We start from the raw sequence: 13,306 nt of genomic DNA, 5'->3' as shown, positions 1-13,306 counted from the left end.
CTACTCGACCGTCCGTCTAAAGGCCTTCCGGGAGGGCGGCAGGACCGTCTACGATACGATAGACAACCGCAGGAGGCGGTTGGGGCTGGCGGCGTAGGCCGCTGTCCAAGTAACTGTCCGCACCCCCAGGACGCTGATAAGTGCAGATTTTGATACAAATTCTGACAACTCGGCGTCCGACCAATTTCGCATACTGGCTCTTAGCGGATCCAAGCGCGTCGACCCGCCACAATATAACAAGCTTGGCCAACGCGTCCGTCTCTTCCCTAGAAAGAGCTGCGGCATCGCCTCATTCCAGGCAAGTGCTGAGGCCGATTCTCCTGTACAAGCGGTACTAGTTTTGTATAGTTACGTTTATTATAATCGTGACTATACAAAACCCTTATCGGGAGCGCCGACAAACAGCGGCTGTTCCTCTTCTCGAAAAGCGGCTTTACCGACGCCTGCCGAGCCGAAGCCGCCGCCTGCGGGTGCCGCCTCGTAGCGCTTGCAGATATGGGGCTGGGGCAATAGAACCGATCCGCTTGGCCGCCCGCGCTTGGCCTAACGCAGCCGCTTCTCCCCCAGAAACGGGCTCGGTTCGTCGCGGTAGAGGACGGTCAGGGCGTGCATGGCGCGGGTGACGGCCACGTAGAGCAGGTTGCGATCGGCCTCGGTGGCGTACTGGCGGCCGTCGGCGTCCAGCAGCACCGCCTCGTCGAACTCGAGGCCCTTGGCTAGGCGCACCGAGCTGACGACGATACCGCCCGGGTAGGCGTCCGTTTCATCGGTGAGCAGCGTAAGGTCGTGATCGCGCGCAATGAGCTCAGCGTAGCGGGCGGCGAGGAAGTCCGATTTCGCGATGACTCCCAAGGTGCGCCGCCCCGAGGCACGCCACCGCTCGATGGCTTCGTCCACCGCCGCGAGCACCCCCACGGTGTCGCCGCAGCGCGCAAAGCGCACCGCCTCCCCATGGCGCTGGACGGCGACGAGACCCGCAACGGGCATCACCCGGGCGGCCAGCTCGGTGATCTCGCTGGTCGAACGGTAACTCGTCATGAGCCGCACCACCCGCGCGCCCGGATAATGGGCCGCCACCGCCTCGGGCGCCGACACCGCACGGCCGTCCACGAGCTGGTTCACATCCCCCAGGATAGTGCGATCGCAGCGGAACAGGCGGGAGATGGCCTCGTGCTGCACCGGCGTCAGATCCTGCATCTCATCGATGACCAGATGGCGCACGGCAGAAGTGGGGGCGAATCCGTCGGGGCCCGCGAAGGCCAGGGCGCACAGCACGACGGGGAAGGCGTCCTCCCATTCCACCACGCCCTTGGCCGGCGCCTTAAACAGGGCGCTCTGGCCCGTGTCGGCTAAAAAGCGCTTGTACAGCGCCAGCGGGTTCTTGGCCCGCATCATGCGCAGGAGCCGCCCGCGCAGCTCGCGGCGCGTCGGCATGGTGTGGACATAGCGGCCGAAGGTCTTGCCATGGGCCAACTCCAACGCGTCGCCGGCGATAAGGTCGAGGCGCTCATCGAAGGGCACCGGCGCGTAAGCCGCAAAGCGCTCGGCGAGCCAGGACGCCTCGGCCACGTCGCCCCCGACGGCCAAGTCGCGCGGCTCGAAGAGCTCCGATGCCGCCACCTTCCCATCGCCGGAGCCCTTCTCCCCCAGCTGAGCGCCGAGCCACGCCGTCAACGAGGCAGCGAACGCCTCGGTGCCCTTGGCGGCAGCACGGGCCGCCCGAACCGGGTCGGCCTCATCGGCAGCCGACACCGGGAGCGCCACTTTCGTGATCCCTTCCAAAAGGAGGGCCGCCAAGTCGTGCAGGCTCCACTGCCGCACTGGCTCCTCGCCCAGCTCCGGCAGCACCCCGGAAATGTAGTCGGAGAACACCCGGCTCGGCGAGAGGATGGCCACCGACTGCGAGGTCAGCCGCTCTTTCTGGCGATACAACAGGTAGGCAACCCGGTGCAGCGCGATGGAAGTCTTGCCCGAGCCGGCCACGCCCTGAATGATAAGCGTGCCGGGCGCCTCATCGCGAATGACGGCGTTCTGCTCGCGCTGGATGGAGGAGACGATATCATGCATCTTCGCGTCAGACGTGCGCCCGAGAACCGTCGCGAGTACCTCGTCGCGCACGCTGGAGCTGGAGTCCACCGCGTAGCGCAGCTGCCCCTCCTCGATGGAGATCTGCCGCTTGAGCGCGAGCGTTCCCTCCCGGTGCCCGGCCGGTGCCTCGAAGGCGGCCGGCCCCGGCTCGAAGTCGTAGAACAGCGCGGCCACCGGGCTTCGCCAATCGGAGATGAGCGCCTGGTTCTCCCAGGTGAGGGCGAAGCGCCCGAGGTAGGTGATCTGGCGTGCGGCCGCCGTCTCGCCTTCGGCCGAACCGGCAGATGAGGACGCCCCTTCCTCGCCTTCGACGAAATCGACCCGGGCGAAGTAGGGCGAATCGAGCAGCTTCTCCAACCGGCCTCGGGAGCGATGGGCCAAAGCGGCCTGGGCGTCCATGCGGTTCAGCTCATAGGCAGAAAGATGCGCCTCCTCCGGCGCCAATTCGCCACGCGAGGCCGCCAGCTGCGCCCCCGCCTCGCGATGGCTCGCCTCCGTACGCTCGGCCAACCCGCGCGCTCGATCGACGGCCGCGCGCACCGCACCCAACACCTCGTCAAGGTGGGCTTGCTCTTCCGCTTCTATGCTAGGGGATCCTCCATCGGTGTCCGCATCGGCATCTGCGTCTGCAGACCGAAGCAGGGCTTCGTCATGTTCCGCATCCACAGCCTTCTCCTTCCTCGTCCAGATTTCGCGAAACGCGGACGGCTCGGCCCTCGCTGAGCCCCGTCCGGGAAACCTGAGAGGTCGAAGCCGTGAGATGCGCCGACGTCAAGGGGAAACGCTATGCTAGCGGCCCCGCGCCTGAGCACCAGTCGCCACCGCACCGACCTCCACAAAATTCGCGCAACTTCGCTTCCCATGCTAAGACGGTATGGCTGTAGCGAGTCGTTTACCGTTTGATGCCAAGGGGCAGCAGCCAGACGTCAGCAGGGACAACTTCCCTTAGCATGGAACTCAGCGTTTACGTGGCGTCAAAAGCGTCGCCGACTGCGGCGCCCGATGCCGCTGTCGACCGCGGCGCTCGACGCCGCCGACCCCGAGACAAGGAGCGCTCATGCCCATGAACCCCGCCGTCCAAGCGGTCATCAAGGCCATCACGCGCCTGCAGCCCGACGTGGCCAATTCCTGGAACTCCCAGCGCAAGGTGGAGGACGCCGCCGGCAAACTCACCATTGCCGACCCGCGCTGCCGCATCGACAAGATCACCGCCACAGCCGACGACGGCTACGAGATTCCCTTGCGCGTGTTCACGCCCCTCGACATCGACTTCTCCCTGAAGCGGGGCCTACACGTGAACGAGGATCACCGCGGCACCATCCTGTACTTGCACGGCGGCGGCTGGGCCAACGGCGACGTGGAATTCTACAGCGACGCCTGCATGCGCACGGCGCTGAAGCTCGAGCGCCGCGTCATCGCCGTCGACTACCGGCGCAGCCCCGAGCACCGCTTCCCCACCGCGCTTGAGGACTGCTACGCCGTGGCGCGGCAGCTGTTCGCCGGCACGCTTATCCGCGACGCCGATCCCGGGCGCATCGTGCTCATGGGCGACTCGGCCGGCGGCAACCTCACGGCGGCCGTGAGCCTTCTCGCCCGCGAGCGCGGCGACTTCCGCCCGCGCACCCAGATCCTCTTGTACCCGCTCGTGTACAACGACCACTCCGAAACGACGCTGTTCGATTCCGTGCGCGACAACGGCGAGGACTACATTCTCACCCGCCAGGCCATCGTCGACTACATCGAACTGTACCTGCGCACGCCCGCCGATTTCCACGACTCCCGCTTCGCACCGCTCATCGCGACGTCGCTGGCCGACCTGCCCCGCACGCTCGTCATCACCGCCGAGTACGACCCTTTGCGCGACGAGGGCGAGGCTTTCGCTGCGCGCCTGGATGCGGAGGGCAACGAAGTGGCCTGCTTCCGCATGAACGACGGCGTCCACGGCTACTTTTTGTACCCCTCCGTGCTCTCGCTCGTGCGCGACACCTACCGCCTCATCGCGCACTTCCTCGATGGCGACCCGCTCCCGAAACCCGGTGACCGGCCATGGCTGACGCTTCTTGGTACCGACTAGACAACGTCGGCAAGTTCTACGCCGCCCAGGCGGGAAGCCCGAACCAGACCATCTTCCGCTTGGCGGCCACCATGGTCGACGAGGTGGACGCGCAGGCGCTGCAGCGCGCGCTGGACGCCACCGTGGCGCAGTTCCCCGGCTTCAATGTATCGCTGCGATCCGGCATGTTCTGGCATTACTTGGAACCGTCCGGCACCGCGCCGCGCGTGACTCCCGAGAACCTGCCCATCTGCTACGGCCTGCATGCCGGGCCCCAAAGCGTGCTCTTCCGCGTGAGCTACTATCGCCGGCGCATCAACGTCGAAGTGTCCCACATGATCTCCGACGGGCGCGGGGCCCTGGAGTTCCTAAAAGCGCTGCTCGGCGCTTACGTGGCCGAGCGCTACGGGTTGCCCGAAGCCGCCGCCTGCGCTTATGCGGGCACCGAGGCGCAGAAGACCGAGGACAGCTTCACGACCAACTACGACCGCTCCGCGGCGGGAAAGGCGAAAAAGCCGCGCGTCTTCCATCTGACGGGCCTGAAGACCGACGCCGACCCGCTTTACCTGGAATACCACCTATCGGCCAGCGCCGTGCATGCCGCCGCCAAAGACGCCGGAGTCAGCGTCACCTCCTACCTCATCGCGGCGGTCATCTGCGCCGTGCGCGCCACGATGACCGCCCGCGACCGGCGCCGGGCCATCCACCTGGACGTCCCCGTCGACCTGCGCAGCCTCTTCGGCTCGGCCACCCTGCGCAACTTCTTCGGGCTCGCTTTCGTCTCCTACGCTCCCGGCGCCGCCAATGCCTCGGTGGCCGAGGTGGCCGTCGAAGTGCAGCGCCAGCTGACCGCCGGATGCGAGCCCGCATCCCTGAAGCGCCGTATGATGGCCATGATCAAGCTGGAGAAGAACCCACTTCTGCGCGCGGCGCCCCTCATCGTGAAGGATGCGGCGCTGGCCGTCGCCGACGCGCGCGCCGCCCGCGAGGTCACCACTACCGTCTCGAGCCTCGGCCGCGTGGCGCTGGACGAATGCACGGCCCCCTACGTGGAAGGCATCAGCGCGCTCACGTCCACCTCCGGCCTCAACTTCATCGTGTGCACCTACGGCGACGATCTATCCATCGGCATCTCCAGCCGCTTCCTCGGCCAGAAGGTGACCCGCGCCCTGGCAGAGGTTTTGGAAGACGAGGGGATGCGCGGATATCTGAACGCAAACCGCGACGCGCCGGCGTTCCACCGCCCCGGTCCGCTGGCGGCCGCCCGCAAGGCGGCTCCCGTACCATCGGTGTTCCCGCCGAACTCCTTCGAGCGCAAGAGCACCCGCGTCCGCACGGTTCTGGCGGTGCTCACCCTTATCTGCATCGCACTTATCGCGCTTTTGGGCGGCACTGCGGGCGGCAGCGCGCTGGCCGTGGGGGCGCCGTGTGCGGCCGTGGCCCTGAACTGGCTGTTCGTGCGGAACATGATCGTGCACGCCCCCGACTTCATCCGCGTGGTTGAGCGCTACTTCCTCGTGCTTTTGGCCGTGGCGGGGCTGTGGTTCGCATCCACGGGAAACCTCATCGTCACCACCTACGTGGTGCCGGGCCTGTGCATGCTGGCCCTCGCGTTCAACGCGGTGCTCCTCATCGCCTTCCGCGGACCGTTTGTCACCGGATACGCGAAGTACCTCATCTACGAGGTGCTGCTCGGGCTCGTTCCCCTGGCGCTTCTGGCCGCCGGCCTCATCACCTGGCCGCCCTTGGCCATAGCCGCCGGCGCAGCCGCCGCGGCCCTGCTGGCCATCCTGCTCCTGGTCGGCCGCAAGCAACTGGCCGCCGAAGCCCGCAAGCTGTTCTCGCTGCGGTAGGCCACCTGTCTCCAGTCCCTACCCCACCACTGCCAGCACGATGGCGGCGGCCAGCACCGCCACGCACACGGCCAGGGCCACGAAGTCCTCGGCATGCAGCGGGTAGTCCTTGTAGCCGCTCGTGCGCGTGCGCAGGTTGAAGCCGCGCACCTCGGCGGCGATGGCGGCGGAGTTCGTCTTGCGCACCGAGCTCACCAGAAGCGGCACGCACAGAGGAATCATGAGCCGCACCTTCTTCGCAAAAGAGCCGTCGAATTCCACGCCGCGGGCTGTCTGGGCCTCCATGATGCCGGCCATGTCGTTCATGAACACGGGAATGAAGTGCACCGTGCTCGTGAAGGTGAACGCGTACTTGTAGGGCACGTGCAGCTGCTTGACGGCCGCGTTTGTCAGGTCGTTCATCTTCGTGACGTAGAACACGAGGAACAAAGGTATCGCCGCCGCCATGAGGCGCACGACGACCGTGAGCGCCGCCAGCAGGCTGCCGGTGCCGATGTACCCCCAGGGCAGCGGCACGAGCGGCATGCCGTGGGGCGTCGTGAGCAGGATGACCACGGCCAGAATGAGCGAGAACGCGAACACCGCCTTGCAGAGGCCGGCCGTCTCGCGACCCAGCCCGCACGAAGCGGCCATGACGAGCGCGGCAGCCAGAAGGATCAGCAGAAACACCAGATTGCTCGTCACGAAGCAGGCGATGGCGATGAGCACCGCGCCGATGAGCTTCACACAGGGGTTCATACGGTGCAGAAAGCTCTCCCCCGGCACATATTCCAGAAACTTGGCCATTAGTCGATCGCCTCCACTTCCACGTCTTCGACCTCCCTATCGCATGCCTGGGCCACCGCCGTCACCATTTGGGCCACGGTGTTCGCCTCGGCCGCAGCCGCGGGACAGGCCGCCTCGCGCCCGAGAATGAGCGACACCTCGGTCACCTGAGGCGGCAGGATGTGCGCCTCCTTCAGCACGCGCCCGTCGCGCAGCACCTCGAAGGTGGGGCCGTCGGCCACCACCCGTCCAGCGGTCATGGCGATGACGCGGCGGGCGAAGTCCCCCACCACTTCCATGTCGTGGCAGACCATGATGACCGTGGTGCCGTTCTCGTTCAGCTCGCGCACCACATCCATCACCTTCACGCACTCGCGAAAGTCGAGACCGGTGGTCGGCTCGTCCAGGATGATGGTGGGCGGCGCCAGCACGATGATGGAGGCCAGCGCGAGCAGCTGCCGCGTGCCGCGGTTCAGCAGGTAGGGCTCGGCATCCGCGTCGAAGCCGAAGCGCTCGATCATGGCGTCCACCCGCGCCTCCGCTTCCGACCCCTCCTCGCCGAGCGCTTTGAACCCGAGCATAAGCTCCTCGCGCACGGTGTTGCAGCAAATTTGCCGATCGGGGTTCTGGAAGAGAAAGCCGATGCGCCGGGCCAATTCGCTCGTCTTCAGGGAGGTCGTGGGCACGCCGTCGATGAGCACCTCGCCGGAGGTGGGCTTCAAAAGCCCGTTCGCAAGTCGCATCGTGGTGGATTTCCCCGCTCCGTTGGTGCCGACGAAGGCCACGAAGTCGCCGTCGTTCACCGTGAAGCTCACGTCGTTCAGCACGGCCAGCTCGCCGTCGTAGGACGCCGATACGTTCTTGAACTCGATCATGCGAGCACCTCCTTCAGCGCCGCCGCGGCGCCGGCCACGTTGCGCACCGTGGGGCCGGCGTACAGGCCCTGGGCGGAAAGCGCGTTCATGAGCGTCGTCGCCCGCGGCACGTTCACGCCCAGCGCCAGCAGCTCCTCGGAATGGGCCAGCACCGCGTCCGGCGTATCGGCGAAGCGGATGCGGCCCTCGTCCACGATGACGAGCATGTCAGCGTAGTCGGACAGAAGCGCGATCTTCTGCTCCACCACGATGACTGTGGTGCCGTGCTCCCGGGCGTAGCGGGCCAGCAGGTCGAACACCGCCACCGACGAGGCCGGATCCAGCTCGGCCGTCGGCTCGTCCAGCACGAGCACCTTCGGATGCAGCGCGATGACCGATGCCACGGCCACCTTCTGCTTCTGGCCGCCGGAGAGGCTGTCGATGGTGCGGTCGCGCAGATCCGCGATGCCCATGGAGGCGAGCGCCTCGTCCACCCGCGCGGGAATCTCCTCGCGCGGCACGGCGAAGTTCTCCAGGCCGTAGAGGATCTCGTCTTCCACCACGGTGGACACCATCTGGGAGTCGATGTCCTGGCACACGCTGCCCACCAGTCGCGACAGGTCGGTCAGCGAGGTGTCCACGGTATCGCACCCTTCCACAGTGACCGAGCCGTAGAAGTCGCCCGGATAGCAATGCGGAATGATGCCGTTGATGGCGTAGGTGAGGGTGGACTTCCCGCTGCCCGCCGCCCCGGTGATGCCGACGAAGCAGCCGTCGGGAATGGAAAGCGTGATATCGCGCACCACGGGCTCTGTCCCTTCCCGGTACCGAAAACTGAACTCGTTGAACTCGATCATGATGACCTTTCTTGCTCGTGCCGGACCAGCAGTTTAACGCTTCAGCACCTTCTTCAGGGGCGTCGCCAGCACCTCGACGAAGATGCAGTTGAAGGTGGCGGTGCCCAGCACGATGGCCACGTAGGCCGCCATGGCCACGGCGAAGTCGCCGCCCACGGACACGACGTTGATGTAGACGGACAGCGCCGCGAAGGTGAAGCCGGACACGCAGGTGGAGATGAACGTGTTCACGAGCGGGTTCACGTCCAGCTTGCCGATCTTCATGGGCACGTGGATGAGCAGCCCGCAGGCGAGCGCACCCAAAAGCTCCGAGGGAATGTTGAGCAGCGGCGTGGCGTTCAGCATCGGAATCTGGCACACAAGGCCTGCGATGAGCCCGATGACGAGCGACTGGGCCACGTTCGGTCGGATGATGATAATGGCCAGGCAGTAGGCGGCGATAATGAAGTTCGGCTTCATGCCGAAGGAGGCGAGCAGGCTGCCCACCGTGAGCTTCAGCACGGCACCGGCGGCCAGAAGCACGGCCACCAAGATGAGATCCTGGATGGCCAGTCCCTTCTTCTCAGCCGCAGCCACGGTGCGCTTGGCGCCGGCGGCGGGGGTTGCGGTTTCAGCGTCGGCGGTCATACGGAGTTCTGCCATGTCGATCAGTCCTTTCTCGGGCGGTTTCCCCACCGCCCCTCGTGCCCGCTTCTTACGGGCCTTCCAATTCGTAGCAATTGCTCCTTCGCCGACGCCTTTCGAGAGGTTCCCGGCCGACCCCAACAAAAAAGGATCTGTCCTTCGCTTAAAGGACAGATCCCTCGATCTGCGGTGCCACCTTTAATTGATTCGCGCGATGCGAACCCTCTCATGAACGGGCCATCACCCGTTCTGCCTTTAACGCAGGCTCACGGTCCAGATACTCGGCCTCGTCGGAACAAACGACGTCGGGCCTTTCCCCTTTCCCTCGGCGATCCATTTACCCTCTGGCGTTCTGCGGGAATCTCAGCTGCGCCCGCTCTCTGTGAGTGCCCGGATGGCTTGACTTTCGCCTCATCGGTTTAAGGTATATTCAATTGCTGCGTGTACTTTAGCACAGAAAACCAACCGCGCAACCCCCAATTTCCCCACCGCCCGCCAACGGGCCCTTGAAGGGCAAGACTTGGAGGGCAAAAGCGAGAGCGAAAGGGTTGAGGGGTGAAAACGGGTGCGTTGCGAGAGCCCAACTGCGCGATTCAGTCGAAAACGGCATCCTTCCCTAGAGAGCGCAGGGCTTTGCGCAGGAGCGTTGAGCGATTCCCCGCTCCCGTCTTCTGATAGATGTTGGCTAAGTGTCGGTTGACCGTACTCGTCGATATCGTGAGGCTTGCGGCTATTTCTGCGGGAAGAAGGCCGCTGCATACCATCTCGCAAATCTCCGCCTCTCTCGCCGTAAGACCATACAACTCGTTAAAATTCTCGAGCGACCCGCCTCGGCCGCGATACGAAACTCCCACTGGATACAGTTGGTGGAATTTTTCACCGAGATGGCGAGCCGTCACCGATAGAATATCCAACTCCTTATCGGTGAAATCTCCCTCCCCTTCGTCACGTGCAAACGTCACCGTCGCAAAGCCAACGCCATGGCTGAAGACGTTGATACCGCAGCCATAGACGACGCCCATGGGCCTCATCCATTTCTGGTAAAACTCGCTTTTCTGCCTCATTCCGTCTGAAATGAAATCTGAATCTCGATAAGCAACGATATCGCCCATCTGACTCGTCGCCCACGATGTGTAGTCCTTCTCGATGAATTCGTCGTAATAGCTATCAAGAGCCTTCTTCTCGATGGTGGTGGTTACCGGGTCGAAGAAGACATCTCGACCTCGGCGTCGGCCTTTGAGATCGAACACGGAAATCTCGTGGGGAACCAGCTGTTTCATCCTCTCGAGGAAACGGAGTCGCAAGTCCCTCACGTTCTCCGCCTGATATATGTCAAAAACTACATCGTCTATTTGCCGCCATTCCGACTCCGAGATCATAACGCCTCCGCACTCTAGGACTCGCCGCCGCGCTGCATATATTTATGCAGAATGAAAAGATGCACAACTCAAAGAATTTCATAGTTCGTCGCTCAAATTTACCATAAGCGCAGCGGTATCTCAAACCGCCGAGCCAATGGGGGATTCTGCCATATTACGGACGATATCCCCAGATAGGAGGATTTCCATGGTCAAGGATTACATCGACACCAACGACTTCACCAAGGAGGAACTGCTCGGCATGGTGGACCTCGCCATCGCCATGAAGGGGCTCATCAAGGAGGGCGGCGAGTACCCGCTGCTGCTCGCGAACAAGACCCTCGGCATGATCTTCCAGCAGGTGTCCACCCGCACCCGCATCTCCTTCGAGACGGCCATGACCGACCTCGGCGGCCACGCGCAGTTCTTCGGCCCCGGCTCCATCCAGCTGGGCGGCCATGAGTCCATCGAGGACTCCGGCCGCGTCATGGGAAGCCTCGTCGACATCCTCATGGCCCGCGTCGACCGCCACAAGGACGTGGTGGACCTGGCGAAGTACTCCGCCGCGCCGGTCATCAACGGCATGAGCGAGTTCAACCATCCCACCCAGGAGCTCGGCGACCTCATGACCATGATCGAGAACCTGCCCGCCGGCAAGAAGATCGAGGACTGCAAGCTCGCCTTCATCGGCGACGCCACCCAGGTGTGCGTGTCGCTGATGTTCATCGCCTCGAAGATGGGCATGGACTTCGTGCAGTTCGGCCCGAAGGGCCACCAGATCTCCGACGGCGCCCTGCACGTGGGCACCGACGAGGAGCGCGCCGCCTTCGGCAAGCAGCTCATGGCCATCGGCGAGGAGAACTGCAAGGTCTCCGGCGGCACCATCACCGTCTCCGACGACATCTCCTGCATCGAGGGCGCCGACTTCGTCTACACCGACGTGTGGTACGGCCTCTACGACGAGGAGGTCTCCGGCGAGAACTACATGGACGTGTTCTACCCGAAGTACCAGGTGACCTGGGACCTGATGAACGCGGCCGGCCCGGACTCCAAGTTCATGCACTGCCTGCCCGCCACCCGCGGCGAGGAAGTGGTGGACGAGGTGATGGATGACCCCGCGCGCAGCCTGTGCTGGGACGAGGCTGAGAACCGCAAGCACTCCATCCGCGCCATCCTGGCCACCCTGTGCCCCCAGAGCGAGCCGGACGAGGAGAAGGCGACTGCCTACCGCGCCACCATCGACAGCTGCATGGCAAAGCTGGGCAAGCACGGTCTGTAAGACGTACCGGGTCGAGGGAGTTGCGGCTCCCCCGCCTTCATCTTCCAAGTAAGGAGCCACACTATGAGTGGTAAGAAGAAGTTCAAGCTTTTAGACGTGATCCTCTCGGTGATCTGCGTGGTGTTCGTTGCCGAAGCCATCGCTCCCGCCGCGGCCATCGGAAACCAGCAGTTCTTCTGGTGGATATTCCTGATCATCACCTTCCTTCTGCCCTACGGCCTTATTGTATCGGAGCTGGGAACCGCCTATGCCGACGACGAGGGAGGCCTGTACGATTGGGTGCGCCGTGCCTTCGGCGACAAGTGGGGCGCCCGCGTCAGCTGGTACTACTGGATCAACTTCCCCCTGTGGATCGCCAGCTTGGCCGTGCTCTTCCCCAGCACCCTCGGAGCCATGGCAGGTATAGAGCTGGGTCTCGTTCCCTCTTTGGCCATAGAGCTCGCTTTTATCTGGATCATCATCTTCATCAGCTTCTCCCGCGCCTCTGACGCCATTTGGATCATGAACGTGGCCGCAGTCCTCAAAGTCGCTATAGCCCTGTGCCTCGGAGGGCTCGGAATCTACTTTGCGGCAACTTCGGGATTCGCCAGCGATATGGCCCCGGCAACGTTCATGCCGTCGTTCGATATGAACGCTCTTGCGTACCTCTCCATCATCCTCTTCAATTTCCTGGGATTCGAGGTAGTCGCCACTTACGCAAGCGACACGGAAAACCCACGCGTGCAGATTCCCAAGGCCATTATCATCGGGGGCATCGTCATCGCCGCCATTTACATGGCTGGCTCGTTCGGCATCGGCGCCGCCATTCCTGCGACTGAACTGAGCCTCGATTCCGGCATCATGGACGCCGTCGCCATCATGACGGGCGACGGGTCGCTCCCGCTCATCATCGTCGGCGTCGTCTTCCTCCTTACACTGTTCGGCAATATGGTGAGCTGGTCGTTCGGCGTTAATTTCGTTGTTGTGTGCGCAGCTAAAGACCGGAACATGCCGACCGCGTTTTCCACGGAAACCCGCAAAAGCAACATGCCGAAGGGAGTCACTATAGCAAACGGCATCATCGCATCCATCGTCGTGCTTCTCCTGCCCGTCGCCGAGGCGTTCGGTATCGGGGACTTTTTCTGGGTGCTGTTCTCCGTGGGAGTCGTATTCCTGCTCTTCAGCTACATTCCTATGTTCCCGGCCTTCCTGAAACTGCGGCGCATCGACCCTAATCGAAACCGACTCTTCCGCGTGCCCGGCTCGCGCGCCGTTCTCAGCGTCTTGGCGTGGCTACCCGTAGTGATCCTCGTGCTAGCTGCCTTCATCACCATCGTACCCCTCGACGGCTCGGAGTCGGAGCTAGCGAAACTGCCCATGCTCATCACCGTTATCGCCTTCATCATACTGGGAGAGGTCGTTCGCATCGTCGCGGGCAAAAAACGTCCCCAGGCCTACCTTGGCATGGGCAAGAGCGGCGAACCACCGGCCCGTTCCCTACCTGGAGCCGAAGTTGAGGAAGAGCGATCCCAGAGAGAGGAGCACCTGGCGAGAAATTAGCGAAAAATGAACTGCCTGCGAAAAGAATAGCCCCGA

General features: G+C 63.7%; 10 protein-coding genes. 4 read left to right on the top strand and 6 right to left on the bottom strand.

The window, feature by feature from the left end; translation table 11 throughout:
• Positions 1–543 precede the first annotated feature (543 nt).
• The gene (locus NE591_RS09645; protein WP_256156642.1) at positions 544–2,754 is read right to left on the bottom strand and encodes an ATP-binding domain-containing protein; all 2,211 of its coding nucleotides are present in this window, start codon (positions 2,752–2,754) and stop codon (positions 544–546) included.
• A 391-nt stretch (positions 2,755–3,145) separates the two neighbouring features.
• Between NE591_RS09645 and NE591_RS09640 the strand changes: the two genes are divergently transcribed.
• Positions 3,146–4,162, top strand: coding sequence for an alpha/beta hydrolase (locus NE591_RS09640; RefSeq protein ID WP_114549144.1), 1,017 nt, complete (start codon positions 3,146–3,148; stop codon positions 4,160–4,162).
• On the top strand, positions 4,135–5,994 hold the full coding sequence (locus NE591_RS09635; protein ID WP_157012591.1) for a DUF6320 domain-containing protein: 1,860 nt from the start codon (positions 4,135–4,137) through the stop codon (positions 5,992–5,994). Before NE591_RS09640 ends, NE591_RS09635 begins: the two co-directional genes overlap by 28 nt.
• A gap of 18 nt (positions 5,995–6,012) precedes the next feature.
• On the opposite strand, the gene NE591_RS09630 is transcribed toward NE591_RS09635, so the two are convergent.
• From NE591_RS09630 to NE591_RS09610, 5 genes are all read right to left on the bottom strand, one after another.
• Complete coding sequence (locus NE591_RS09630; protein WP_114549146.1) at positions 6,013–6,780, bottom strand: energy-coupling factor transporter transmembrane protein EcfT; 768 nt, start codon at positions 6,778–6,780, stop codon at positions 6,013–6,015.
• Entirely contained in the window at positions 6,780–7,634 is an 855-nt protein-coding gene (locus NE591_RS09625; RefSeq protein WP_256156641.1) for an energy-coupling factor ABC transporter ATP-binding protein, read from the bottom strand. Before NE591_RS09625 ends, NE591_RS09630 begins: the two co-directional genes overlap by 1 nt.
• A complete protein-coding gene (locus tag NE591_RS09620) occupies positions 7,631–8,470 on the bottom strand; it encodes an energy-coupling factor ABC transporter ATP-binding protein (RefSeq protein ID WP_256156640.1) in 840 nt (279 codons plus the stop codon). The genes NE591_RS09625 and NE591_RS09620 overlap by 4 nt, the downstream gene beginning before the upstream one ends.
• A gap of 33 nt (positions 8,471–8,503) precedes the next feature.
• Positions 8,504–9,112 carry a hypothetical protein gene (locus NE591_RS09615; RefSeq protein WP_114539259.1) on the bottom strand — a complete coding sequence of 203 codons (609 nt, stop codon included), beginning with the start codon at positions 9,110–9,112 and terminating at the stop codon, positions 8,504–8,506.
• 575 nt (positions 9,113–9,687) lie between these two features.
• Positions 9,688–10,344 carry a helix-turn-helix transcriptional regulator gene (locus NE591_RS09610; RefSeq protein WP_198161033.1) on the bottom strand — a complete coding sequence of 219 codons (657 nt, stop codon included), beginning with the start codon at positions 10,342–10,344 and terminating at the stop codon, positions 9,688–9,690.
• A gap of 316 nt (positions 10,345–10,660) precedes the next feature.
• Between NE591_RS09610 and ptcA the strand changes: the two genes are divergently transcribed.
• Together ptcA and NE591_RS09600 are read left to right on the top strand one after the other, a co-directional pair.
• Positions 10,661–11,731: a putrescine carbamoyltransferase gene (gene ptcA, locus NE591_RS09605; RefSeq protein ID WP_114549150.1), complete on the top strand. Its 1,071-nt coding sequence runs from the start codon at positions 10,661–10,663 to the stop codon at positions 11,729–11,731.
• A 63-nt stretch (positions 11,732–11,794) separates the two neighbouring features.
• Positions 11,795–13,270, top strand: coding sequence for an APC family permease (locus tag NE591_RS09600; RefSeq protein WP_256156639.1), 1,476 nt, complete (start codon positions 11,795–11,797; stop codon positions 13,268–13,270).
• Positions 13,271–13,306: the final 36 nt, after the last annotated feature.

It is taken from the genome of Adlercreutzia sp. DFI.6.23, from assembly GCF_024462535.1.
Taxonomy (GTDB): domain Bacteria; phylum Actinomycetota; class Coriobacteriia; order Coriobacteriales; family Eggerthellaceae; genus Adlercreutzia; species Adlercreutzia rubneri.
Note: the sequence above shows the minus strand (reverse complement) of the source record. Positions and strands in the feature narration are given on the sequence as shown.

Excerpts from the sequence above, each read along its gene's own strand:
- NE591_RS09625 (WP_256156641.1), bottom strand. The coding sequence starts at position 7,634 with ATGATCGAGTTCAAGAACGTATCGGCGTCCTACGACGGCGAGCTGGCC.
- NE591_RS09600 (WP_256156639.1), top strand. The coding sequence starts at position 11,795 with ATGAGTGGTAAGAAGAAGTTCAAGCTTTTAGACGTGATCCTCTCGGTG.
- NE591_RS09620 (WP_256156640.1), bottom strand. The coding sequence starts at position 8,470 with ATGATCGAGTTCAACGAGTTCAGTTTTCGGTACCGGGAAGGGACAGAG.
- NE591_RS09640 (WP_114549144.1), top strand. The coding sequence starts at position 3,146 with ATGCCCATGAACCCCGCCGTCCAAGCGGTCATCAAGGCCATCACGCGC.
- NE591_RS09615 (WP_114539259.1), bottom strand. The coding sequence starts at position 9,112 with ATGGCAGAACTCCGTATGACCGCCGACGCTGAAACCGCAACCCCCGCC.
- NE591_RS09635 (WP_157012591.1), top strand. The coding sequence starts at position 4,135 with ATGGCTGACGCTTCTTGGTACCGACTAGACAACGTCGGCAAGTTCTAC.
- ptcA (WP_114549150.1), top strand. The coding sequence starts at position 10,661 with ATGGTCAAGGATTACATCGACACCAACGACTTCACCAAGGAGGAACTG.
- NE591_RS09630 (WP_114549146.1), bottom strand. The coding sequence starts at position 6,780 with ATGGCCAAGTTTCTGGAATATGTGCCGGGGGAGAGCTTTCTGCACCGT.